This is a genomic window from Arthrobacter sp. AOP29-A2-19 (assembly GCF_058138025.1).
In genome coordinates, this window is sequence record NZ_CM176894.1 from 112,574 (window position 1) to 137,525 (window position 24,952).

Annotated in this window: 19 protein-coding genes; 12 read left to right on the plus strand and 7 right to left on the minus strand. The window is 69.9% G+C overall.

Annotation, left to right across the window (positions count from 1 at the left end):
- Position 1 precedes the first annotated feature (1 nt).
- Positions 2–781 (minus strand): DeoR/GlpR family DNA-binding transcription regulator, encoded by a 780-nt coding sequence (locus AC3ZJJ_RS00535; RefSeq protein ID WP_489893326.1) that lies wholly within the window; start codon positions 779–781, stop codon positions 2–4.
- Between the two features lie 296 nt (positions 782–1,077).
- Here AC3ZJJ_RS00535 and AC3ZJJ_RS00540 point away from each other — a divergent pair, with 296 nt between their 5' ends.
- From AC3ZJJ_RS00540 to galK, 7 genes are all read left to right on the plus strand, one after another.
- Positions 1,078–2,439 (plus strand): ABC transporter substrate-binding protein, encoded by a 1,362-nt coding sequence (locus AC3ZJJ_RS00540; RefSeq protein ID WP_489893327.1) that lies wholly within the window; start codon positions 1,078–1,080, stop codon positions 2,437–2,439.
- Positions 2,440–2,463: 24 nt separating this feature from the next.
- Positions 2,464–3,372 (plus strand): carbohydrate ABC transporter permease, encoded by a 909-nt coding sequence (locus tag AC3ZJJ_RS00545; protein ID WP_489893328.1) that lies wholly within the window; start codon positions 2,464–2,466, stop codon positions 3,370–3,372.
- A complete protein-coding gene (locus AC3ZJJ_RS00550) occupies positions 3,372–4,268 on the plus strand; it encodes a carbohydrate ABC transporter permease (protein ID WP_489893329.1) in 897 nt (298 codons plus the stop codon). Before AC3ZJJ_RS00545 ends, AC3ZJJ_RS00550 begins: the two co-directional genes overlap by 1 nt.
- A 7-nt stretch (positions 4,269–4,275) precedes the next feature.
- Positions 4,276–7,578 carry a glycoside hydrolase family 2 TIM barrel-domain containing protein gene (locus tag AC3ZJJ_RS00555; protein ID WP_489893330.1) on the plus strand — a complete coding sequence of 1,101 codons (3,303 nt, stop codon included), beginning with the start codon at positions 4,276–4,278 and terminating at the stop codon, positions 7,576–7,578.
- Positions 7,575–9,860, plus strand: coding sequence for an alpha-galactosidase (locus tag AC3ZJJ_RS00560; RefSeq protein WP_489893331.1), 2,286 nt, complete (start codon positions 7,575–7,577; stop codon positions 9,858–9,860). The genes AC3ZJJ_RS00555 and AC3ZJJ_RS00560 overlap by 4 nt, the downstream gene beginning before the upstream one ends.
- A gap of 158 nt (positions 9,861–10,018) precedes the next feature.
- Positions 10,019–11,152, plus strand: a complete 1,134-nt coding sequence (gene galT / locus AC3ZJJ_RS00565; protein WP_489895903.1) for a galactose-1-phosphate uridylyltransferase — start codon at positions 10,019–10,021, stop codon at positions 11,150–11,152.
- Positions 11,149–12,396, plus strand: a complete 1,248-nt coding sequence (gene galK / locus AC3ZJJ_RS00570; protein WP_489893332.1) for a galactokinase — start codon at positions 11,149–11,151, stop codon at positions 12,394–12,396. The genes galT and galK overlap by 4 nt, the downstream gene beginning before the upstream one ends.
- Positions 12,397–12,466: 70 nt before the next feature.
- Here the strand turns inward: galK and AC3ZJJ_RS00575 are convergent, their stop codons facing one another.
- A complete protein-coding gene (locus AC3ZJJ_RS00575) occupies positions 12,467–13,420 on the minus strand; it encodes an aldo/keto reductase (protein WP_489893333.1) in 954 nt (317 codons plus the stop codon).
- 337 nt (positions 13,421–13,757) lie between these two features.
- Between AC3ZJJ_RS00575 and AC3ZJJ_RS00580 the strand changes: the two genes are divergently transcribed.
- A complete protein-coding gene (locus tag AC3ZJJ_RS00580; RefSeq protein WP_489893334.1) occupies positions 13,758–14,864 on the plus strand; it encodes an NAD(P)/FAD-dependent oxidoreductase in 1,107 nt (368 codons plus the stop codon).
- 42 nt (positions 14,865–14,906) lie between these two features.
- On the opposite strand, the gene AC3ZJJ_RS00585 is transcribed toward AC3ZJJ_RS00580, so the two are convergent.
- The 5 genes from AC3ZJJ_RS00585 to AC3ZJJ_RS00605 form a co-directional block, all read right to left on the minus strand.
- A complete protein-coding gene (locus AC3ZJJ_RS00585; protein ID WP_489893335.1) occupies positions 14,907–15,857 on the minus strand; it encodes an AEC family transporter in 951 nt (316 codons plus the stop codon).
- Positions 15,858–16,056: 199 nt separating this feature from the next.
- Positions 16,057–17,385, minus strand: a complete 1,329-nt coding sequence (locus tag AC3ZJJ_RS00590; RefSeq protein WP_489893336.1) for an enolase C-terminal domain-like protein — start codon at positions 17,383–17,385, stop codon at positions 16,057–16,059.
- Positions 17,382–18,995: an aldehyde dehydrogenase (NADP(+)) gene (locus AC3ZJJ_RS00595; RefSeq protein WP_489893337.1), complete on the minus strand. Its 1,614-nt coding sequence runs from the start codon at positions 18,993–18,995 to the stop codon at positions 17,382–17,384. The genes AC3ZJJ_RS00590 and AC3ZJJ_RS00595 overlap by 4 nt, the downstream gene beginning before the upstream one ends.
- Positions 18,996–19,102: 107 nt before the next feature.
- Complete coding sequence (gene kdgD / locus AC3ZJJ_RS00600) at positions 19,103–20,053, minus strand: 5-dehydro-4-deoxyglucarate dehydratase (protein WP_489893338.1); 951 nt, start codon at positions 20,051–20,053, stop codon at positions 19,103–19,105.
- Between the two features lie 166 nt (positions 20,054–20,219).
- Positions 20,220–21,104, minus strand: a complete 885-nt coding sequence (locus tag AC3ZJJ_RS00605; protein ID WP_489893339.1) for a LysR family transcriptional regulator — start codon at positions 21,102–21,104, stop codon at positions 20,220–20,222.
- 157 nt (positions 21,105–21,261) lie between these two features.
- Here AC3ZJJ_RS00605 and AC3ZJJ_RS00610 point away from each other — a divergent pair, with 157 nt between their 5' ends.
- The 4 genes from AC3ZJJ_RS00610 to AC3ZJJ_RS00625 are packed head-to-tail and all read left to right on the plus strand — an operon-like array spanning position 21,262 to position 24,866.
- Positions 21,262–22,260 (plus strand): Bug family tripartite tricarboxylate transporter substrate binding protein, encoded by a 999-nt coding sequence (locus AC3ZJJ_RS00610; RefSeq protein ID WP_489893340.1) that lies wholly within the window; start codon positions 21,262–21,264, stop codon positions 22,258–22,260.
- Between the two features lie 27 nt (positions 22,261–22,287).
- Entirely contained in the window at positions 22,288–22,923 is a 636-nt protein-coding gene (locus AC3ZJJ_RS00615; RefSeq protein ID WP_489893341.1) for a tripartite tricarboxylate transporter TctB family protein, read from the plus strand.
- Positions 22,924–22,944: 21 nt separating this feature from the next.
- A complete protein-coding gene (locus tag AC3ZJJ_RS00620; RefSeq protein ID WP_489893342.1) occupies positions 22,945–24,468 on the plus strand; it encodes a tripartite tricarboxylate transporter permease in 1,524 nt (507 codons plus the stop codon).
- The gene (locus tag AC3ZJJ_RS00625) at positions 24,465–24,866 is read left to right on the plus strand and encodes a universal stress protein (RefSeq protein ID WP_489893343.1); all 402 of its coding nucleotides are present in this window, start codon (positions 24,465–24,467) and stop codon (positions 24,864–24,866) included. The genes AC3ZJJ_RS00620 and AC3ZJJ_RS00625 overlap by 4 nt, the downstream gene beginning before the upstream one ends.
- Positions 24,867–24,952: the final 86 nt, after the last annotated feature.

The following is a 24,952-nucleotide window of genomic DNA, read 5'->3' on the forward strand; positions in this document are numbered from 1 at the left end:
ACTACTCCGCAACGACGACGGAGCCGATGAACTGGCCCAGCGTCTCGACGGCCTCGGGGGCGATGGCGGCGCCCGTCACCAAGACGTCCGCGTCGGAGAGCGGGGCGATGTGGCAGAGGCCCGTGACCCCCCACTTCGTGTGGTCGGCCAGCACAATGTGCTGCGCCGCCGACGCGATAAACGCCTGGTTGACCTGTGCCTCCAGCATGTTGGGCGTTGTGAAGCCGTCCTCGGAGGTCATCCCGTGGATGCCCATAAAGCACGCGTCGACGTGAAGGTGGCGCAGGGCGGCCACCGACAGCGGACCCACGAGCGCGTCCGACGGCGTCCTGACGCCGCCGGTCAGGATGACGGTCTGCGTGGGGTTCTCGGCGGCGTAGAACACCTCCGCGATGCGGGGGGAGTTTGTGACGACGGTGAGGTCCGCGATCCGCGTGCAGTGCCGGGCCAGCGCGTACGTGGTGGTTCCGGAGTTCAGCGCCACGGACATGCCGTCGTGGATCAGGGCCGCGGCCGCGACGGCAATCCGGTCCTTCTCGTCCGATTCGAGCGTCAGCTTCTTGACGAACCCGGGCTCGACACTGGTCGCGGCCTGCTCACGGGTCGCCCCGCCGTGGACCTTGACGACGGCGCCGCGCGAGGCGAGGGCGTTCAGGTCCCGCCGGACGGTCATCTCCGAAACGCCCAACTCGGCCGACAGGGCGGCAACGCGGACCTGGCCGTACTTGTCGATGCGGTCCAGGATGTGCTGCTGCCGGTGCGGCGGAAGCATTTCGATCATCTGGCTCTCCGTTCCCTTGCCGTGTCCTGCCGGCACTGTCCCGACAGCCTAGCCATGGACGGAAAAGCGAACATGGTGTCCGACCATCATGTTCGATTTGGTGCGTATCGCACAACCCTCGATTGAGCCGGATATATCGCAAATAGAAGAGTTCAGCGAAGTGCTTGTGTCCGTATGTGAGCTATGACATAGTGACTCGAAGTCGTTTTGAGTACGTTTCTGATCGACTTTGGTTGATTTTCTACCATCGCCAACCCGTCATCGGGCGGCCCAGCGTGAACTTCAAAGGAGAAACCGTGGCTATCCGTTCCAACCCCTTCGCCGGCAGGCAGCTGTCGCCGAGCCCGCTGAGTCTGGGGCCGTTGTCCAGCGTCCCGCTCACCCGCCGCAACGTCCTCGGCGGCGCCGTCGGCCTGTCGACCCTGGCCGCGCTCACCGCCTGCGGCGGCTCGGGCGGAGGCGCGGCCGTCTCCGAGGGCACGGGCGCGATCAGCCTCGGCTCGAACCAGTCCGACGCCGTTCCCAAAGCCGCGTACAAGAAGATCGTCGACGCCTTCGTCAAGGAGTCCGGCTCCGAGGTCAGCATCAACACGGTCGACCACAACACCTTCCAAGAGCAGATCAACTCCTACCTGCAGGGCCAGCCGGACGACGTCTTCTCGTGGTTCTCGGGCTACCGGATGCGGTTCTTCGCGGACCAGGGCCTGGCTGGCGACATCTCCTCCGTCTGGGACACCATTGGCGGGAACTTCAACCAGTCGTTCAAGGACGCCGCCACGGCGTCGGACGGGAAGCAGTACTTCGTGCCGCTCTCCTACTACCCGTGGGCCGTCTTCTACCGGAAGTCCGTCTTCGCGGACAAGGGCTACACCGAGCCGAAGACGCTGGACGAGTACATCGCCCTAAGCGTCGAGATGCAGAAGGACGGACTCACCCCCATCGGCTTCGCCGACAAGGGCGGTTGGGAGGCCATGGGCACGTTCGACATCCTGAACATGCGCGTCAACGGCTACGACTTCCACACCAAGCTGCTCGCGGGCGAGGGCTCCTGGGAGTCGCCGGAGGTCAAGGAGGTCTTCAACACGTGGGCCAAACTGCTTCCCTACCACCAGGATGGCGCGCTGGGCCGCGACTGGCAGGAGGCCGCGCAGGGGCTGCTGCAGAAGAAGTCCGGCACCTACGTGATGGGCATGTTCGTCTCCCAGCAGTTCCAGGACGCGGAGGGCGGCGAGGCGCTGGAGGACCTCGACTTCTTCACGTTCCCCGAGATCAACCCGGAGTTCGGCACGGACTCCATCGACGCGCCGACCGACGGTTTTATGATGAGCTCAAAGACGCAGAACGCCGGCACGGCCAAGAAGCTCCTGGAGTTCCTCGGCGGTGCCGAGGCGGAGCAGATCAACTCGGCGGCCGACAAGGGGCTCGTTGGCCCGGCGAACAGCATCGACACCTCCGGCTACACGGCGCTGCAGAAGAAGGCGGTCGAGGTGGTCGGCGAGGCGAAGCACATCGCGCAGTTCCTGGACCGCGACACCCGCCCGGACTTCGCCTCCACCGTGATGATTCCGTCGCTCCAGGCCTTCCTGAAGGCCCCGAAGGACATCGATACGGTCCTGAAGAACATCGAGGCGCAGAAGAAAGCCATCTTCGTCGGCTGACGGCCGGCCAGGAGAGGAACACCCATGACAACCACAACAAGCACTCGACTCGCCCCCGGACGTGGCAAGGTCAGGCGCTACTCGGGTTCGGACCGGATCGCCATGATCCTGATGCTCGGCATCCCGACCCTGATCGTCCTGGTCCTCGTGTGGGGGCCGGCACTCGCATCGGTGTTCCTCTCCTTTACCCGCTGGAACGGCGTAACGGCCATCGAGCCGATCGGGACGCAGAACTACGAGCAGATCGCCACGATCTACCCGCCGTTCTGGCCAGCCCTCCAGCACAACCTGATCTGGCTGGCCGTCCTCGGCCTCGTCGCCACCCCGCTCGGCCTGTTCCTGGCCGTCCTGCTGGACAAGAACATTCGGGCGACGCGGTTCTACCAGAGCATCTTCTACCTGCCGGTTGTGCTCTCGCTGGCGCTCGTCGGCTTCATCTGGACCCTGCTGTACTCGCAGGACCAGGGCCTGATCAACCAGCTCACGGGCGCCCAGGTGAACTGGCTCGGCGACCCGGACATCAACCTGTGGGCCGTCCTCGTGGCCGCCGGCTGGCGGCACGTCGGCTACATCATGGTCCTCTACCTGGCGGGCCTCAAGGGCGTGGACCCCTCCATCAAGGAGGCCGCCGCGATCGACGGCGCCAACCAGGCGCAGACGTTCTTCCGCGTGGTCTTCCCGACCCTCAAGCCCATCAACGTGGTGGTGCTGGTGGTCACCGTGATCGAGGGGCTGCGCGCCTTCGACATCGTCTACATCATCAACAAGGGCACGAACGGGCTGGAACTGCTGTCCGTCCTGATCACCAACAACATCATCGGCGAGGCCAGCCGCATTGGCTTCGGGTCCGCGATCGCCGTCATCCTGCTGGTCATCTCGCTGGCCTTCATCATCACCTACCTCGTCCAGACCTTCCGAAAGGAAGACCGCTGATGGCCCTCTCCACACCCCTCCGCGCCGACCGCGCCACGGGCACCACCGAACCGCAGGAACCGCGCCGCAAGGCCGGGGTCCGGCCGGGGCGCGTCATCCTCCACGTCAGCCTCGCCGTCTGGGCGCTCTTCTGGCTCACCCCGCTGGTCTGGGCGGTCTACACCTCGCTCCGGCCATACTCGGAGACCGCGGTCAAGGGCTACGTCTCGCTGCCGGACACGCTCAACTTCGACAACTACGTCACCGCGTGGACCCAGGCCGAGCTTCCGAAGTACTTCGTGAACTCGCTGCTGATCGCGATCCCCGCCGTCGTGCTGGTGCTCTTCCTCTCCTCAATGGCGGCGTTTGTGCTGGCCCGCTTCAGCTTCGCGCTCAACATCCCGCTGCTGATGTTCTTCACCGCCGCCAACCTGCTCCCGCAGCAGGTCATCATCACACCGCTCTACCGAATGTTCCTGTCCGTGGGCCTCTACAACACCCAGCTCGGCGTGGTCCTGATCAATGTGGCGTTCCAGATGGGCTTCTGCGTCTTTGTGCTCAGCAACTTCATGAAGGCGCTGCCGCCGGAGCTCGGCGAGGCCGCCCAGGTCGACGGTGCCGGCGTCTGGCGGCAGTTCTACCAGATCATCCTGCCGCTGACCCGGCCCGCGCTCGCCGCCCTCGCCACCCTCCAGTTCGCCTGGATCTACAACGACTTCTTCTGGGCCCTGGTGTTGCTGCGCGACGGCGACGCGATGCCCGTCACCAGCGCGCTGAACAACCTGAAGGGCGCGTTCTTCACGGACAACAACCTGGTCGCGGCCGGCGCCGTGATGATCGCCCTGCCCACCGTCGTCATCTTCATTGCCCTGCAGAAGCACTTCGTCGCCGGTCTGACCCTCGGCTCCAACAAGTAGGACAACCATGGACTCCAGCACCGCCACCGAAGCCCGCACGCCCGTCCCCGCGGAGCGCGCCGCGCCCACGGCGCTCCCGTACCACCTGGACCCGTCGCCGGGTGCCGGCGCCCTGCCGGCCCGGGCCCACCTCGCGTCGGACCGCCCGGAGGCGTCACTGGCCGGCCGGTGGGGGTTCTGCTTCGCCCCCAGCGTCGCCGCGGCGCACGCCGATCCCGCAGGCGACGGGGCCGAGTTCCCGGACACGACGGCGGTCCCGGGCCACTGGGTCCTCGACGAGTCCAACGGCCCGCTTGTCACCGGGCGGACCAACCGTTTCGGCAGCCCCTGGTACACGAACGTGGTCTACCCGTTCCCGGTCGATCCGCCGTTCGTCCCCGACGCCAACGGGACGGGGGACCACCTGCGCGAGTTCACGCTCGCCGGGCTCGGGTTCGACGACGACGCGCGCAGCGTCATGGACCGCGTCCTGCTGCGCTTCGAGGGCGTGGAATCCGTCTTCAAGGTCTGGCTCAACGGCACCGAGCTGGGGCACGCGGCCGGCAGCCGGCTCACCCACGAGTTCGACGCCACCGCCGCGCTGCGCGCCGACGGCCCCAACCGCCTCGTCGTGCGCGTCCACCAGTTCTCGGCCGCCAGCTATCTGGAAGACCAGGACCAGTGGTGGCTCCCCGGCATTTTCCGGGACGTCCGCCTCGTTGGCCAGCCGCGCCGGGGCATCACCGACGCGCGGGTCGTTGCCGACTACGACGACGGCGCCGGCACGCTCACGCTCGAGGCGGACGCGCCCGCCGACGCGCACCCCCTGGTCCTCCGGATCCCGGAGCTGGGCATCGAACACACGCTGGACGTGCCCGACGCCGGAGGGCCGGCCCGCGCCGTCGTTCCCGTTGGGGCCGTGCAGGGTTGGACCGCCGAGACGCCGAGACTCTACGCCGCGGAGTTGTCCGCGCCGGGGGAGACCGTCTCGCTGCGGCTGGGATTCCGCCGTGTGGCGATCGAGGACGGAGTGCTGACCGTCAACGGCCGCCCCGTGCGGCTCAAGGGCGTGAACCGCCACGAGTTCGACCCCCGCGCCGGTCGCGCCGTCACCGAGGAGTTCACCCGCAACGAACTGCTGCTGATGAAGCGCAACAACATCAACGCCATCCGCACCAGCCACTATCCGCCGAACCACCACCTGCTGGACCTCGCGGACGAGCTGGGCTTCTGGCTGATCGACGAGTGCGACCTCGAGACCCACGGCTTTGTGGTGCAGGACTGGGCCCGGAACCCCTCGGACGATCCGGCGTGGCGGGACGCGTACCTCGACCGCATCGAGCGCACCTGGCGCAGGGACTCCAACCACGCCAGCGTGGTGCTCTGGTCCCTCGGCAACGAGTCGGGAACGGGGGCCAACCTCGCGGCCATGGCCGACTGGGTCCGCGAACACGATCCCATGCGGCCCGTCCACTACGAGGGCGACCACGACGCGGCCTACACGGACGTCTACTCCCGCATGTACGCGACGCCCCCGGAATCGGCCTCGATCCTGCGCGCGGAGGCCGTGCCGTCGGCGTCCGCCGCGGGCTCGGCCCGGATCGCCGGGCAGCCGTACGTGTTGTGCGAATACGTGCACGCCATGGGCAACGGGCCAGGCGGGATCTCCGACTACGAGGCCCTTTTCGACGAGAATCCACGCGCGGCCGGCGGCTTCGTCTGGGAGTGGAAGGACCACGGGATCCTGGCCCGGACCCCGGAGGGGGAACCCGTCCACGCCTACGGCGGCGACTTCGCCGAACCGATCCACGACGGGAACTTCGTGCTCGACGGGCTGGTCTTCGCCGACGGCACACCCGGACCGGGCCTCGCCGAATACGCCAAGGTCATCGAACCGGTGCGGCTATCGCCGGACGCCGCGGCCGGGACCGTCGCCATTGCCAACCGGCAGGATTTCGCCGACACCGCGGCTCTCGCCTTCGGCTGGACGGTCCACAACGCGGACGGCCTCGCGGTGGCGTCCGGAGAGATGGGCGTCGAGACCGTGCCGCCACGCCACAGCGCGACCGCGAGCCTGCCCGCCGAGGCCCTCCGGGCGTTGAATGCCAACGCCGGCGCGACGGTCACGATCGAGGCGATGCTCGCGCGGGCGACCCCGTGGGCCAAGGCCGGACACGTCCTCGCCTGGGGCCAGGATGTCGGGGCCGTGGGCAGTGTCGGAAGTGTGTCCGAAGCGGAGGCGCTGCCCGGGGTCGGCGCCGCTCGGGACGAGCGGGTCCACGCCCCCTCCGGAGAATTGCCGGATGGTGCGGTCTTCGGGCCCGACGGGCTCCTCCGCTCGCTGGACGGAGTTGGCCTCACCGGGCCGGAACTCGGCGCCTACCGCGCCCCCACGGACAACGACACCGGCACCATCGAACCGACCCGGGACATGCGCCACGTGCCCGCGACCGACCCGTCCGTGCCCGAGGACTTCGACTGGGACGCCTACGCCGGCACCGAACCGGGCCCCGTCGTCGCCATCGCGCAACGATGGAAGGACGCCGGCCTGCACCTGCTCCAGCGGCGCACCGTGTCCCTCGAGCGGGAACGGGGCGCGGTGCGCGCGGAGTACCGCTACGCGCCACCCGCACTCCCCACCGGGTTCCGCGTCCAACAGGCCTGGACGGCCGCGCCGGCGGGCGCACTCGGCGCTCCCGCGGCCCTCCGGCTCCGCGCCCGCGCCGCCGCGCTGCAGGACTATGGTTTCCCCCTGGCCCGCCTGGGCCTCGACTTTGCCCTCTCCCGGGACGCGCTCGCCGACACGCCGGACACGGTCCGCTGGCTGGGGCTCGGTCCCGGCGAAGGCTACTCCGATTCGGCGAAGGCCCAACGGTTCGGACGGCACACCGCCGCGCCGGACGACCTCCACACGGACTACCCCATGCCGCAGGCCAACGGCCGGCGGGCCGGGCTGCGCCGGTTGGAACTGGGACTCTGCGACGGGCGGGTGCTGCGCATCGACGTCGTCTCCGGGCCCGAGGACACCGGATTCACGCTGAGCCCGTGGAGCCAGAACGAACTCGACGCTGCCCGGCACCCCTGCGAGCTGCCCGAGCCGTCGGCCTGGCACCTGGGCATCGACGCCGGACAGCACGGCCTGGGGAGCAGGTCCTGCGGCGTGGACGTTCCGGCTGCGGACGCTTTCCTCGCCACCGAGGCCGAACTGGTGCTCGACATCTCGGTCGTTGACGGCAGCCCGGGCATCGAATTCCCCGTCAACGATGCCGTCCCGGTCGCCGACGCCGGCGCCGCGCCCGGTAACCACTTCCCACGTTTGGAGACCCCATGAGCCTTGTCCGCCTGGCCGGAAACGGCGTCGCCCTGATCGTGGAAACGTCCGGAGCGCCCGCGGTTGTGCACTTCGGCGCCGACCCCGGGCCGCTTCCGGCGTCCGTTGCGGCGGGCCCGGTGGTGCATTCCGGCTACGACACGCCCGCGGCCCACCCGCTGTGGCCGGCCGCCGCGGAAGGGTTCTCCGGCACGCCGCTGCTCTCCGGGCACCGCGAGGGCCGGGACACGTCGCCGCGCTTCGCCGACGCCGAGGCCATCCCGGAGGCCAGCGCCCTGACGCTCAGGGCATCCGACGCCGACGCCCGGCTGACGCTCTCGACCCGCTTCGAGCTGCTCGAAGGCGGGCTGCTGCGCATGGCCCACACCCTGGCCAACGACGGGGACACCCCCTACGAGGTCCAAGGCCTGACACTGGCGCTGCCCGTGGGACCGCAGGCCACCGAACTGCTCGACCTCGCCGGACGGTGGACCCGCGAGCGCCACCCCCAGCGGGCGCCGTTCAACCTCGGGACGTGGACGCGGAACGGCCGCCACGGCCGCACCGGGCACGATTCCCCGCTGCTGCTCGCCGCAGGGACCGCAGGCTTCGGCAACCGGAGGGGCGAGGTCTGGGCGGCCCACTTCGGATGGAGCGGAAACTCCACGCTGTTCGCGGAACGCGCCTCCACGCCGTCGCGCATGCTCGGCGCCGGCGAGCTGTTCGGGCCGCGGGAGCTGACCCTGGCGCCGGGGGAGAGCCACACGACGCCGTGGCTCTACCTGGCGTACTCGGCGGACGGCCTCGACGGGGTCACCGAACGTTTCCACCGCCATGTGCGCGCCCGGCCGAACCACCCCTCGCGACCGCGCCCCGTGGTGCTCAACACCTGGGAGGCCGTCTACTTCGACCACGATCTGGGCGTCCTGCAGGAGCTCGCAGACTCGGCGGCCGAGATCGGCGTCGAGCGGTTTGTGCTCGACGACGGCTGGTTCGGTTCCCGGCGCGACGACACCACCGGCCTTGGCGACTGGCGGGTCTCGGCGGACGCGTGGCCCGACGGATTGCTGCCGCTGGTGTCCCACGTGCGCTCGCGCGGCATGGAGTTCGGGCTGTGGGTGGAGCCGGAGATGGCCAATCCCGATTCCGATCTGGCCCGCAACCACCCGGAGTGGCTGTGCCGCGCCAGGCGGGACGCCCTGGCGCCGACGTGGCGGCACCAGCACGTCGTCGACCTGACGAATCCCGACGCCTACCGGCACATCCTCGACTCCCTCGACACCGTGTTGTCCGACTGCCGCGACGCGGGGGAACCAATCTCCTTCCTGAAGTGGGACCAGAACCGCGACCTCACGGACATGGCCTCCGATGGCCGCCCTTCCCAGCACACCCAGACGCTGGCCGCCTACCGGCTGATGGACGAGCTGCGCGACCGGCACCCCGGCCTGGAGATCGAATCCTGCTCCTCCGGCGGAGGCCGCGTCGACCTGGGGGTCCTTGAGCACGCGGATCGTGTGTGGGCCTCCGACTCCAACGACGCGCTGGCCCGCCAGACCATCCAGGAGTGGACCCAGCGCGTGCTGCCCCCGGAGCTGGTCGGCCAGCACATCGGCCCGGACACGGCCCACACGTCCGGCCGCACCCACGCGCTGGCCTTCCGCGGCATCACCGCCCTGTTCGGGCACTTCGGCATGGAATGGGACATCCGGGAGGCGGTCGGCGCCGAACGGGAGACGCTGCGCGAGCTGGTGGGCCTGTACAAGGAACACAGGGCGCTGCTGCACTCGGGCACGGCCGTGCGGGCGGACCTCTCCGAGCCGGCCCACTCGCTCTACGGGACGGTGTCCCCCGACCGCTCCGAGGCGCTTCTCGCGTTCGTCTCGCTGGCGACGCCGGACGACGAGGCCCCCGGGTCCGTCGCGCTTCCGGGGCTCGATCCGGAGCGGACGTACCGCGTCCGCGGCATCGTCCCCGGCAACGAACCCGGGACGTTTGGGCACCGTGTGGACCCCGCGTGGCTGCGCACGACGTCCGGGGGCGAGGGGCGGGAAGGCATCGTCGCGACCGGCCGGCACCTGGCCACGATCGGCATTCCGCTCCCGGCCCTGAACCCCGAGCGCGCCATGCTGCTGCGGATCGAGGAGGCGCCCCGGCTAGGGGACGAGTCGCGGGGCGCGGACGTGGCGCGGGCCCATGACGGAGCACACGACCAGACCGCGGCACACGACCAGCGCTCCACACAGGGCCAGGATCCGGCACACGACCAGGATCCGGCACACGACCAGGAAGTGGTGGCGCCATGAGCACCGCGGATCGCCCATCGGCGACGTCGGAAATCGATGCCAGAGTGGCCGCCGCCTCCGCGGCACCCGGATCGGGCCGGTGGCCCGGAGCGAGCGGGGCCGCCGGGGCGACGGGGACGCGCGGGGCCGACGGTTTGCCGGTGCCCTTGCGCGCGTCCATGGCCGACGGCAGGGAACTGCTGTACTTCTTCGACGCCGGCACAATCGACGCCGGCACACGTCCCGTCGGGTCCCACGAACCATCCGCCGGCGGCCCGGCAGTATTCCACGGGCCAGTCGATGCGCGCGACCTACCGGACCGCCCCGCGGCTTCCGAGTTGCGCTTCGACCCGCTGACGGGGGAGTGGGTGTCCTTCGCCGCGCACCGGCAAACCAGGACCCACCTCCCGCCGGCCGACGAGTGCCCGCTCTGCCCCACCGACGCCGGGCACCTGACGGAGGTCCCGGCGCCGGACTACGACGTGGTGGTGTTCGAGAACCGCTTCCCGTCCTTCGGGCCGCGACAGCTGGACGCGCTGCCGGAGCCCGACCTTGGCGCGGTCGCCCCGGCGCACGGTCGCTGCGAGGTGATCGCCTTCGGCGCAGGGCACACGGATTCTTTCGGCGACCTCGGACCGGCGAGGGCGCGCACCGTCGTGGACGCGTGGGCCCAGCGGACCGCGGACCTCTCGGCGCTGCCCGGCGTGGAACAGGTCTTCGCGTTCGAGAACCGCGGCGCCGACATCGGCGTCACGCTGCACCACCCGCACGGCCAGATCTATGCGTACCCGTACGTGCCGGCCCGCACCCTGACGCACCTGGCGCAGGCCACGGCGCACCGGGCACGGACCGGCCGGAACCTGATGGGCGACGTCCTGGACTTTGAGGTGGCCGCGGGCGAGCGGATCGTGGAACGCGGGCGGCACTGGACGGTCCTGGTGCCGTTCGCCGCGAGAATGCCGATCGAGGCCCACGTGGTCCCGCACCGCCACGTTGGCGGCCTCGCCGAGCTGACGGCGGACGAACGCGCCGAGCTGGCGGACGTTTACCTGCGCCTCCTCCAGACCGTGGACGCCCTCTACGACACGCCGACTCCGTACATCGCCGCCTGGTTCCAGGCCCCCACGCGCCACCCGGACCGGGCGGAGGTCCGTCTCCACCTGCAACTCACGTCCCCGCGCCGCGCGAAGAACAAGCTGAAATACCTTGCAGGGTCGGAGGCGGCCATGGGAGCGTTCATCGGGGACGTGACCCCGGAGTCAACCGCCGCCCGCCTGCGGGAGGCCGCCGCGCGCATTGGAGGAGGGGCATGAGCACGCAGGAAGCCAAGGGAGCCACACGGAACGACGGCGCCGAGCTCGCCGACGCGTTCGCCGCGCTCTACGGCGAGGCGCCGGACGGAATCTGGGCGGCCCCTGGCCGCGTCAACCTCATCGGGGAGCACACGGACTACAACGAGGGGTACGTCCTTCCCTTCGCCATCGACCGCAGCGCCCGGGTGGCCGTGCGGCTGCGGCCGGAGGCGGTGGCCAGGACCCTGCGGATGGCGAGCGTCCAGAGCCAGAGCAGGCCTGGGGCGCGCTCAGCGCCCGGAAGGCCGGCGCCGGCGCGGGATGACGTTGTGGAGGTGTCGCTGGAGGGCCTCGCGCGGGACGCCGTCGAGCCGTGGGCGCGCTACATCGCCGGCGTTGTGTGGGCGTTCCAGGAGCGTGGCGTGGACGTTCCGGCGTTCGACGTGCTGCTGGACTCGGACGTGCCCATCGGTGCCGGACTTTCCTCCTCCGCGGCCATCGAGTGTGCCGTGGCGCTGGCGATCGACGAACTCGTTGGCGCCGGCGTGGGCCGGCAGGAACTGGTGCTTTTGTGCCGCCAGGCCGAGAACGACTTTGTGGGGGCGCCGACCGGGATCCTGGACCAGTCGGCCGCCCTGCTCGGAACGGCCGACCACGCGTTGTTCCTGGACTGCCGCAGCCGCGAGGCCAGGCAGGTTTCGCTGCCGCTTGCATCGGACGCGCTGGCGATCCTGGTCGTCGACACCAGGGTGAGCCACGCGCACGACACGGGCGGCTACAAGGGACTTGTTGCCGCCTGCACGAAGGGCGCCGAGGCGCTGGGGGTGACGGCGCTCCGCGACGTTCCGCCGTCGCGTCTCGACGAAGCCGGCAGGACACTGGACTACGTGACGTTCCACCGCGTGCGCCACATCGTGACCGAGAACCAGCGGGTGTTGGAGACGGTGCGGCTGCTCGAGGAAACCGGTCCAGCGTCGATCGGGGAGCACCTCACGGCGAGCCACGCGTCCATGCGCGACGACTTCGAGATCTCCTGTGCGGAACTGGACCTCGCGGTGGACACGGCCCTGGCGGCGGGCGCGCTGGGCGCGCGCATGACCGGCGGCGGGTTCGGCGGTTCGGCGATAGCCCTCGTCCGCTCCTCCGATGCCGAGGAGGTCGCCGATCGGGTCCGCGCCGAATTCGCGGCGGCCGGCTATGCGGCGCCGGACATCTTCCATGTGGCGCCCGGGCCCGGCGCCCGGAGACTGGACGCGGACCGGTAGGCGACGCAGGACGTCGATCTGTGGCCACCGCCTGCGCGGGTTCGGCTCCGCCGTCGGTTCGGTTCCGCCGTTAGTTGAGCTCCGCCAGCGGGGCCGAAATCTCGTTCAGCGCGCGGACGTCCTCGGTGGAGAGCACCAGCCGGGCGGAGGCCAACAGGGAACCGAGCTGCGCGACGACCCGAGCGCTGGCGATCGGCGCAACAATCTCCGGACGCGAACGCAGCCACGCCAGCGCGATGGTCGCCGGCTCTTCTCCGTGGCGCGCGCCGATACGCTGCAGTTCGTCCACGATCCCCAACCCGGCGTCGGAGAAGTGCTTCTCCACGCCCTGCTGGCGCGCGACGCCGCTGAAGTCCTCCGGGGTCCGGTATTTCCCGGTCAGGAAGCCCGAGGCGAGCGCGGAGTAGGGCATGACCGAGAGGTTGAACTCGGCGGCAAGGGCGGCGTAGGCGGACTCGTAGGGCTGGCGGGCAACCAGGTTGTAGCGGGGCTGGAGGGCGACCGGACGCGGCACGCCCAGCTCGTCGGAGAGCGCCATCCACTCGCGGACGCGCTCGGGGGAGTAGTTGGACAGGCCCACATGCCTGACCTTCCCGGCGGCAACCAGTCGGCCGAACGCCCCGACCGTGTCCGCCAGCGGGGTCTCGGGATCGTCGAAGTGCGCGTAATAGAGGTCGATGGTGTCGATTCCGAGCCGTCCCAGCGAGGCGTCCGCTGCCGCCGCCACGTTCGGCGCGGCCAGCCCGCCGAACTCGGGATGGGTGCCGACCTTGCTGGCGATCACCACGTCGTCTCGCGCGTCGCGGGACGCCAGCCAAGACCCGATGATGGCTTCCGATTCCCCGCCGCTGTTGCCGGGGAACCAGGCGGAGTAGCCGTCGGCCGTGTCGATGAGGTTGCCGCCATCGGCCGTGAAGGCGTCCAGCACCTCGTGCGATTCGGCCGCGTCAGACGTCCAGCCGAAGGTGTTGGCCCCGAGGGCCAGCGGGAAGATCTCGAGCTCCGAGGTTCCAATGAGGGGCACGTCATTTCCTTTCGACAACGGCCGGGGCGGGCACCGTGGTGGTTGGGGAAGTACGGCGCCGGCGGCATGGCCGAGGCTCCGTACCCAATTCAAACTACCGGGTGGCCCAGATCATTCCGGACACGGTCGGGCGACGTTCGGGACACGTTCCCGTGTCGATCCGGCGCCGCCCCGCGGAATCCTGCCCGGCGGGCGCCGGCGAGGGGGTCGATCCGGCGGTGCTTTTGCCGATTGGCAAGAATCGTTGCCGATTGCGAATCCCGAGGCCACGCTGAAGGGGACGGGTGGCTGAACCCCTGGCCGCCGGACGGCGGCCACCGAACGGAAGCGGAGAACCATGGTTGGGAAGACGTCAGCGGAGAAGGCTGTAGTGGAGAAGGCGGCGGAGCAGGACGCCACGGCACAGGACACGACGCCGCAAGACGAAACGGAAGGAGGCGGGGCGGCGAGGGGCATCGAGGAGTACGACGTCGTGGTGGTGGGAGGGGGAGCCGCGGGCCTCTCCGGCGCGCTGGCGCTCGCGCGCGCTCGCCGATCGGTGCTGGTGGTCGATGCCGGCAGCCCGAGGAACGCCCCGGCGGGGCACGTGCACAACTACCTCGGTCTGGAGGGCATCTCCCCGCTGGAGCTCGTCGCGGCGGGCCGCCGGGACGCGGAAGCCTATGGCGCGCGGTTCCGCACCGGCGAAGTGACTGCGGCGCGGCGCGACGGGGACGCGGCGTTTGCCCTCGAGATCGACCACGAAGTCACTGTTCGCGCCCGGCGCGTGCTGATCGCCTCCGGCGTCGTCGACCGCCGGCCCGCGATAGCCGGTCTGCCGGAACGGTGGGGCCGCGACGTGCTGCACTGCCCCTACTGCCACGGGTGGGAAGTCCGCGACAGGCCGTTGGGAATCGTTGCCACACACATCACGGCCGCCGTGCACCAGGCCCTCTTGTGGCGACAGTGGACGGACGACGTCGTTCTCTTCCTGCACACCGCCGAATCGCCCGACGCGGCGTCGGCGGAGCAGCTTGAGGCGCGCGGCATCCGGGTGGTTCCGGGGGAGGTCGTGGCGATCGAGGCCGAGGGCGACAGGCTCACCGGCGTCGCGCTGGCGTCGGGAGAGGTGGTCGCGCGGGAGGCGGTCGCCGTGTTTTCCCGGGTGGAGGTCCGGGACGGCTTCCTGGAGCCGCTGGGCGTCGACACGGTCGAGGTGCGGCAGGGCGAGGTGTCCATGGGTACGTCGATCGCGGTGGATCCGATGGGGGCCACCACGGTACCGGGTGTCTACGCGGCGGGAAACGTGGCCAACCCCGCGGCCCAGGTCATCGCGTCCGCGGCCGCCGGGCTGATGGCCGGCGCGGCCATCAACGCGGATCTGGTCGGCGAGGACACGCGCCGGGCGGTGCTCGAACGGGCAGGTTCGCTCGCCGCTGCCGGGCGCGCCATGGGCACCGCATAGCCCCGTGGGGCGCGCCGGCGTCCGGCCCGCGCCGGCACCGGCCTACTCCAACAGGAGCGCGGCCAGCGCGATCACCGGTAGGGAGAGGATCGAGCTGATGAAGATGATGTCCCGCGCCAGGGTGGAGGGCATGCGGAACTGGCTGGAGAACAGGAACACATTTTGGGCGGTCGGCAGCGCCGCCATGACCACCACGCCCAGGAGGTGGATGCCCTCGACGCCGAAGACAAAGCGGCCCGCGACCCACGCCACCAGGGGCATCACCGCCAGCTTGACCACGGTGCCGAGGACCAGATCGGGGCGGCTGCCCCGCTCGGTGAACGGCTTCTGCCCGTACAGGCTCATGCCGAACAGGAGCAGCAGCATGGCTATGGACGCGTTGCCCATCATCTCGATCGGGGTCCAGACCACGTCCGGAAGGTGCCAGCCGGTGAGGGACATCGCGGCGCCTGCCGCGGTCGCCACGGTCACCGGGTTCGCGATGGACCGCAGCACGGTGCTCCAAAGGGGCGGGGCGGCCGGCGCGCCGTCGCCGCCGGCGGGCTGGCGGGTGCACCAGGCGAAGATCGCCAGGTACACGGGTGCGATGACCAGCAGTTGGGCCAGGAGGACGGCCACGACCGGCGCGGAGCTGCCTACCGCGTACAGCGCGATGGGCAGTCCGATGTTTCCCGCGTTGACATAGGAGGAGGCCATGGCGCCGACGGCGGTCTGCGAGGCCTTCCGCCTAAGCAGCGGACCGCTGACGAGCGCGTAGACACCGCCTCCGACCGCGGCGGTGATCAGCGCGATCGGCGTGTAGACGCCGACGACGGCACCCAGGTCCGTCTCCGCCAGCAGCATGAACATCAGCGCCGGGTTGGTGATGTAGTAGACCGCCGGGGTCAGGCCCTTCTGCATGGCCGTCACCTGGGAGGGCACAAACGCGGCCGCGGCCAGACCCGTCAGCACAATCACCAGCACGACGCCGAAACCGAGCAGAACGCCGTCCACCGTGAACTCCTTGGGGTAGTGGGGCCCCGCGGCGGCCGCGGCGGAACCTCGGTGAAACAGAACCGGGCCGGTCCGTGTGCGGACCGGCCCGGTCGGGACGGGACAGTGCTGTGGTTGCCAACCAATCCTGTGCCTGCCAACCAGAGTCGTTGGCCGACCGGCTACGTTGGCGAACCCGTCCCTTGCTGGACGCGTCCCCCTAGCGAACCAGGCAGGGCCGCTTCGGATCGAACTCCCAGCCGTCGACGAGGTACTGCATCGCAATCGCATCGTCGCGGGCGCCCAGTCCGTGATCCAGGTAGAGCTGGTGGGCGGCGGCGAGCTTCTCGCGGTCCAGTTCGACGCCGAGGCCCGGCCTGGCGGGCACCTTGACCTGGCCGTCGCGGATCTGCGGCGGCTCGACCGTCAGGCCCTGGCCGTCCTGCCAGATCCAGTGCGTGTCCAGCGCGGTGATTTCGCCCGGGGCGGCGGCGCCGACCTGGGTGAACATCGCCAGCGAGATGTCGAAGTGGTTGTTGGAGTGCGATCCCCACGTGAGGCCGAACTCGTGGCACAGCTGGGCCACGCGGACGGACCCGCCCATGGTCCAGAAATGCGGATCGGCCAGCGGGATGTCCACGGCGTTGGTGCGGACGGCGTGAGCCATCTCGCGCCAGTCCGTGGCGACCATGTTCGTCGCCGTCTGCAGGCCGGTGGCGCGGCGGAACTCGGCCATCACCTCGCGGCCGGAGAACTTGCCCTCCGCGCCGCAGGGATCCTCGGCGTAGGCGACGACCCCGCGCATGCGCTTGCCCAGGCGGATGGCCTCCTCTAGGAGCCAGCCTCCGTTCGGGTCCAGCGTGATGCGCGCGTCCGGGAAGCGCTCCTTGAGCGCCACCACGGCATCGACCTCGACGTCGCCGGCCTGGACTCCGCCCTTCAGCTTGAAGTCCTGGAAACCGTAGCGGGCTTGCGCGGCCTCGGCCAACCGGACGACCGCCTCAGGGGTCATGGCCTTCTCGCGGCGGACCCGCTCCCAATCGTCGGCGCCCTCGGTCTCGCGAAGGTAGGGAAGGTCCGTGGAATCCGGATCCCCGACGAAGAAGAGGTATCCGAGCATCGGGACCGCGTCGCGCTGCTGGCCGTCGCCGAGAAGCTCGGCCACCGGCACGCCCAGGAACTGGCCCTGGAGGTCCAGCAGCGCGGACTCGATGCCGGTGACCGCGTGCACCGTGGTGCGCAGGTCGAACGTCTGCAGGCCGCGCCCGCCGGAATCGCGGTCCGCAAACTCGGCCGCGATGCGGCGCAGCAGCGTGCGGTACAGGGCCACCGGCTGGCCGGAAACGAGCGCGCCGGCTTCCTCGATGGTGGCGCGGATCTTCTCGCCGCCGGGCACCTCGCCGAGGCCGGTGCGCCCGTCTGAGTCCGTCACGATGACCACGTTCCGCGTGAAGAACGGACCGTGGGCGCCGGAGAGGTTCAGCAGCATGGAGTCGTGCCCGGCGACGGGCACAACCTCCACGCCGGCGATCGTGGGCTGGCCGCTCATGCGTTGCCCTCGGAACCGGCCAGGGTCAGGTTTCCGTCGATGCGGCGGTTGAGCTTCCACGGGTTGGAGTTGCGCAGCGGCTGCGGCAGCAGGCCGTCGGGGATGTCCTGGTACGCGACCGGGCGCAGGAAGCGCTCGATGGCGAGCGTGCCGACGGAGGTGGTGCGCGAGTCCGACGTGGCGGGGAACGGGCCGCCGTGGACCATGGCGTGGCCCACCTCGACGCCCGTCGGCCAGCCGTTGGCCAGGATGCGCCCCGCCTTGCCTTCGAGCACCGGCAGCAGCGGGGCGACCGTCGCCTGGTCCTCCTCGGTCAGGTGCAGCGTCACCGTGAGCTGCCCCTCGAGGCGGCGGGCGGAGGCGACCAGGTCCTCGGCGGAGGAGTAGCGGACCACCAGCGAGGCGGCCCCGAAGATCTCCTCGTGCAGGACGTCGTTGCCGAGGAACGTGGGAACGTCGGTACCGAACACGGTCGGCGCGGGGGCGTTCTCGGTGGGTCCTTCCTGTCCTCGGGCGACGACCTCGACGCCGGCCTGGGCCTCGAGCGCCTCCGCTCCCTTGGTCCACGAGCCCGCCATGTTCTTGGTGAGCATGGTCTGGCCGGTGGAGCCGGACAGGGTGCCGTTCACGGCCGCGGCGAACGCGTCGCCGGCCGCGCCGGTGGGGACGAAAACCAGGCCGGGGGCGGTGCAGAGCTGGCCGGAGGAACCGGTCACGGAGGCAACATAGGCCTTGGCGAGCGCATCGACGTCGTTCTTGAGGGCACCCTCGAAGATGAAGACCGGGTTGATGGAGCTCATCTCCGCGTACACAGGGATCGGCACGGGGCGCGCCGCGGCGGTGGACATCAGGGCCGTGCCGCCGGAGCGGGAGCCCGTGAAGCCGACGGCCTGGATCACCGGGTGGGAAACCAGTGCCTGGCCGATGCTCGCGCCCGGACCGTAGATCAGGGAGAACACGCCGGGGTGAAGTCCGGCGTCGCGCACGGCGTCGGTAATGGCCCGTCCGACGAGCTCGCTGGTGCCGGGGTGCGCGTTGTGGGCCTTGAAGACCACCGGGCAGCCGGCGGCAAGCGCGGAGGCGGTGTCCCCGCCGGCTGTGGAGAACGCGAGCGGGAAGTTGCTGGCGCCGAAGACGGCGACGGGCCCGAGGGGCACCTTGCGCTGGCGGATGTCGGCGCGCGGCATGGGGGTGCGTTCCGGCTTGGCGGGGTCGATCCGGACGCCGCGGAAGTCACCCTGGCGGACGACGGACGCGAACAGGCGCAGCTGGCCGGTGGTGCGGCCGCGCTCGCCGTTCAGCCGGGCCTCGGGGAGCCCGGTCTCCGCCATGGCGCGCTCAGTCAACTCCGGTGCGATGGCCTCGATGTTGTCCGCGATGCGCTCCAGGAACGACGCGTGCGTTTCCGGGTCCAGGGCGCGGAAGGACTCGAAGGCCTCCTCGGCGGCCGACGTGGCGGCGTCCAGCTGGTCGGCGTCGATCAGCGAGTAGGCGGGCTCGAGCAGGTCGTTGGTGGCGGGATTGAACCCGTTGACCGTCTTGCCGGTGCCGGGCGTTTCCTGACCGGCGATGATCGAGTGTCCGCGGAGGGTGGTCTGCTGCGTGGGCATCAGGGGTGCTCCTTCATATCTATGTGGCGCCGACGCGTTCGCCGGCAGGTCTGCTGGGTGGAACAGACTACGGCCGCCCGGCATTCCGGACGGCCGCAGCCGGGTGGTTAGGCGCCCTGCGTTGCCGCGGCCGCGGCGGGACGCACGGCGGCGGAGTCGATCAGCGCGGTGAGGTCGGCGAGGTCGCGCTCGGTGAGGTCCTGGAGCGGCGGGCGGACGCCGCCGGCGTCGCGTCCCACGGCCTTCAGGCCGCCCTTGACGATGGACACCCCGTAGCCCTTCACGCGGTCGCGGATGTCGATGTAGGGCAGGACGAAGCGGTTGAGTTTCTCGTTGACCGCGTCGCGGTCCAGGTTGCGGACGTCGCGGTAGAAATCGAGCGCGAACTCCGGGACGAAGTTGAACATGGCGGACGAGTAGGTGCTCATGCCCAGCTGCAGCAGCGGCAGGGCGAAGGTCTCGGCGGTCGGCAGTCCGCCGAGGTAGAACAGGCGGTCGCCGTTCTTCGCGTAGACCTTCACGTTGTGCTCGATGTCGCCCACGCCGTCCTTGAACCCGATGAAGTTCTCGTGGCGGTCGGCGAGGCCGGCGACGGTGTCGGCGTTGTAGCGTGCGTTCGCGCGATTGTAGACGATGACACCCAGCTTGGTGGCGCTGGCGACCGCGTCGGCGTAGGCGGCGAGGCCGGCCTGGTCGCACTCGGTCAGGTACGGCGGGAGGAGCAGGATGCCTTCGGCGCCCGCGGCCTCGGCGGCCTTGGCGTTGGCCACGGCCTGGGCGGTGGTGCCGCCGGCGGAGGCGAGGACGGGAACCTTGTGGCCGGCTTCCTCGACGGCCATGCGGACCACGGATGCGGATTCCTCCGGGGTCAGGCTGAAGCCCTCGCCGGTGCCGCCCGCTGCGAACAGCCCGGCGACGTCGTAGCTGGCCTGCCAGGCGAGGTGCTCGCGGTACTTCTTCTCGTCGATGTTCAGCTCGGCATCAAAAGCGGTGGCCGGGAAGGACAGCAGGCCGTCCTTGAGCTTGTCGGCGAGTTCCTGGGGGGTGTACTGAGCCACGGTGCATCTTCCTTTGCAATGGTGCCGCGGGCGGCGGGGCGAATGGTGCTTCGTGTCCCACAGTAGGGAGAGTGCTTGATGCCTGTCCAAGCCCTCTTTTGTATGGATTGATACCCCTTGGGCATGGAGCTCCGGCACCGCCGCGGGCGCCCGGCGGTGCCGCGCCTCACGCCGCGCTGACCCGGACCACTTCCAGCAGCCGCTTCAGGGCGGGATTGCGGGACTCGCGGCTCCAGATGGCGTGCAACTCCACGATGTCCGTCTCGATGCCGGCCAGATGCAGGAAGGAGACGCCGTCGATTGCGAGCATCCGTGCCGACTCCGGGACGAACGCCACGCCGCGGCCCGCCGCCACCAGCGCCACCATGGTCAGGATCTGGCTGACGGTGTGGACCACGTTGCGGTGCTCGATGGGAACCTGGCGGACGGCGAGGTCGTAGAAGTACCGGGCCTTGGTGGGGGAGTGCATGATCAGGGGCACGTCCTTGAGGTCCGCGGCGGAAACGGGCCGGGTCAGGCGGTCCAGCGGATGCCCCGTGGGCACCGCGAGCCTGAGGTTTTCGGAGAGCAGGAGGTGCGAGTCCAGGACATCGGTGTCGAAGGGCGGCCGGGCGAGGCCCAGGTCCAGGTCGCCCTCCTGCAGGGCCTGCACCTGCTCGCTTGTCACGAGTTCCTGCAGGTCCACGTCGACGTCGGGAAGGCCCGTGGCGATTTCGGACAGCAGCGGCCCCAGCAGGCTGAAGCCGGAGGCGGCCGTGAAGCCGATCCGCAGGACTCCCGCGCGGCCGGCGGCGATCCGCTGCGCAGTGAGTGGCGCCCGGTCCGCCGAGACCACCAGCTTCCGCGCCTCCACCAGGAAGGCCTTGCCGGCGGCCGTCAGCGAGACCTTCCTGTTGTCGCGCTCCAGCAGTTCGACGCCGATGGTGCGCTCCAGCTTCTGGATCTGGCGGCTCAGCGGCGGCTGGGTCATGTTGAGGATTTCGGCCGCCCGGCCAAAGTGGAGTTGCTCCGCGACGGCGATGAAGCTTCTCGCTTGATCCAACGTAAACATGATGCCTTTCGAGTATCACTCAATGCAGTAAAGGGCTTGGACATGCATCATAGTCTTTTCTAGGCTCTCCTAGGCGGACAGGAGTGATCCCGTTCACACGCATCGAATGCGCGGCGATCCATCCGCCCAACAGCCATCAGAAAACAAGGAGCCACCCATGAAGTTCTTCCCGACCCGCAGGGCCGTCCTGGGCGTCACGGCAGCATCGACGCTGCTCGCACTCACCGCATGCGGCGGCAACGTGGGCGGCGGCTCGGCCGCGTCCGAAGAGTTCCCGTCCAAGCCCATCAACGTCACCGTCGGTGCCGCGCCCGGTGGCTCCACCGACCTGATCGCCCGCGCCCTGTCCGAGGGGGCCTCCCAGGACCTCGGCGTCGCCATGCCGGTCGTCAACAAGCCGGGCGCCAACGGCGCGCTGGCCATGAAGGAGGTCGAGTCCAAGCCGGCCGACGGCTACGAGCTCGCCACCCTGAACGCGTCGCTGATCACCATCACGCCGCTCGCCGTCGGAGAGGCGGACGCCGTCTCCCTGGACGACGTCGACGTCATCGTCGGCCTGTCCCAGGACGACTACGTCCTGGTCGCCAACCCGGAGACCGGGCTCAAGACCATCGACGACCTGAAGGCGGCCAAGGGCCTGTCCTTCGGAACCACCGGCGTCGGCACCGGATCGCAGCTGGCCCAGGCCCTGCTACTCAAGCAGGCCGAGATCGACGGCACCGAGGTCCCGTTCGACTCCGGCGCACCGGCGGTCACCGCGGCCCTGGGCAACCAGGTCCAGCTCGCCACCGTCCAGATGGGCGAGGCCAAGGCGCAGATCGACGCCGGCAAGCTTGTGCCCATCGTTGTCTTCTCCACCGAGCGCAACCAGTACCTGCCCGAGGTCCCGACCGCGACCGAGGAGGGCTACGACATCCCCGTCTCGCAGTACCGCGCCGTGGTTGCGCCGAAGGGCACCCCGGAGGACGTCAAGGCCCGCCTGAAGACGGCCTTCGAAGCCACCTTCAAGACGGAGCAGTACCAGAAGTTCAACGAGACGAACCTGCTCACGCCGAAGGAGATCTCCGGCGAGGAAGTCGTCGCGGAGTGGACCGAACTGGCGGAGACGTACAAGTCGCTGACCGAGGAATACGGCATCTCGCTGAAGTCCGAGTAACAACCACAGCAGCAGGAGATTCTTCCCATGAAGCAGAGCGAGCACAGGACCGGCGGGACCGTTCCCGGCAACGTCCAGGCCCACGACGGCGACGACGCCGCCACGGCGTCCGCACACTCGGTGCCGGACGTGCCCGAGTCGGCCGCGGCCGGACCGGATCCGGCACTCGAGCCGGACCTGACGCCGGAACAGCTCGCCGAGCTGTGGGAATCCGAGGCGCCGCCAACCGCCGGGGGGATCGCCAACACGGCGGCCTCCCTGGTGGCCGGCGCCGTCGGGGCCACGGGAATCGTGCTTTCGCTGCAGCTCGGCCTCGGTAGCCCGAGCCAGCCGCAGCCGGGCATGTGGCCGTTCATCATGAGCCTCGTGGTGACCGTCCTGTCCCTGTGCCAGCTGGTGATCGGCCGGCACGGCGGCGACGGCGAGAAGTTCTCGCGGCTCTCGCTGATGACGCTCTACGGCTTCATCACCCTCGTCGGGCTGGTGGCGCTGATGCCCGTCGTCGGGTTCGAGATCCCGTCCCTGCTGTTGAGCCTGATCTGGATGAAGTTCCTCGGCGGCGAAACCTGGCGCTCGGCCGTCCTCTACTCGGTGCTCGTTGTCGCGGCGTTCTACGGCATCTTCATCCTGGGCCTGGGGACTTCGATTCCCCACATGTTCTAACGGCACCGAAAGGCACAACCCATGGACTTCTTCCAACCGGTCTTGGACGGCTTCGGCGTCGTTCTGGACCCCACCAACCTCCTCTACTGCCTGATCGGCGTCGTCATCGGCATGCTGATCGGCGTCCTGCCGGGCCTCGGCCCGGCGGCCACCATCGCCATCCTGCTGCCGCTGACCTACGGGATCGAGCCGGTCACCGCCATCATCATGCTGGCGGGCATCTTCTACGGCGCGCAGTACGGCGGCACCATCACGTCGGTTCTTCTGCGCCTGCCCGGCGAGGCCAGCTCCGTGGTCACCGTGTTCGACGGCTACATGCTCGCCAAACAGGGCCGGGCCGGCACCGCGCTCGGCATCGCCGCCATCGGCTCCTTCATTGGCGGAACGGTCGGCATCATCGGCCTGACGTTCCTGGCTCCCCTCGTCGCCAGCTTCGCGCTGGACTTCGGACCGCCCGAATACGCGGCGCTCGCCCTCTTGGGCATCCTGCTGGTGGCCACCATCAGCAACGGCAGCAAGTCCAAGGCGCTGATCGCCGCGGCCTTCGGGCTGCTGCTGGCGACTGTCGGCCGCGACGTGTTCACCGGCGCCGAGCGCTTCACCTTCGGCAACCTCGACCTCGCCGACGGCATCGACTTCGTTCCCGTGGCCATGGGCCTCTTCGGCCTTGGCGAGATCCTCTACAACCTGGAGGAGCGCCACCGGGCGGCCCAGGCGCCGGCGAAGGTCGCCAACGTCTGGCCGTCCAAGGCGGACCTCAAGCAGTCCGCCGGGGCGATCGGCCGCGGTTCGGTGCTCGGCTTCTTCCTCGGCATCCTGCCGGGCGGCGGCGCCACGATCTCCTCCCTCGCCGCCTACGCGGTGGAAAAGAAGCGGTCCAAGACGCCGGAGCGCTTCGGCCGCGGCGCCGTGGAAGGCGTCGCGGGACCGGAAACGGCCAACAACGCCGCGGCCACCAGCTCCTTCATCCCGCTGCTGACGCTGGGCATCCCGGCCAACGCCACCATGGCGCTGATGTTCGGCGCGCTGCTGATCCAGGGCGTGACCCCCGGGCCGCAGCTGGTCGAGCAACACCCGGACCTGTTCTGGGGCGTGGTGAACTCGATGTACATCGGCAACATCCTGCTCCTGATCATGTCCATCCCGCTGGTCGGCGTCTTCGTGAAGATCCTGCGAATCCGTGCGGCGATCCTGGCGCCCATCACGGCTCTCATCACCCTGCTCGGCGCCTACACGATCAACAACTCGATGTTCGACGTGACGCTGGTGGTCTTCTTCGGACTGGTCGGCTACCTGATGAAGAAGTTCGGCTTCGAACCGGGCCCGCTGGTCCTCGCCTTCGTCCTCGGCTCGCTGCTGGAGGCCAACCTGCGCCGCTCGCTGCTGGTGCTCGACGGCGACCTGTTCGGCTTCCTGGCCCGGCCGATCTCCGGAACGCTGCTGGTGGTCTTTGTGGTCGTCGCCGTGGCTCCGATCCTCCAGTCCGCGCTGCGCCGCCGCCGGCAGGCGTCCATCCCGTCCAACCGAGTTAAGGAAAACGCATGAGCATCATTGTTGGATACGTCCCGACGCCCGTCGGCGAAGCCGCCGTGACCAAGGCCATCGAGGAGGCGAAGCTGCGCGGCGAGGACCTGCTGATCGTCAATTCCGCGCGCGACGGAGCCATGGTGGACAAGTCGGTCGCGAGCCCCGAGGACCTGGCCCGCGTCTCCGAGGCCGCGACGGCGGCCGGTGTGGCCTTCGAGGTCCTGCGGCCCTCCCACCGCGACGACCTCGCCGAGGAGATCCTGACGCTCGCCCGGGACCGCAACGCGTCGCTGATCGTCATCGGCCTGCGCCAGCGGTCGCAGGTCGGCAAGTTCATCATGGGATCCCACGCGCAGCGCATCCTGCTGCAGGCGGACCGCCCCGTGCTGGCGGTCAAGGCCGGGGACGGGTTCTAACGGCTCAAGCGCACTGAGGCCATTGACCGGCCCCGCGGCGAATGCCCGGACCCCGCACCAGCCGGTGCGGGATCCGGGCCTTTGCG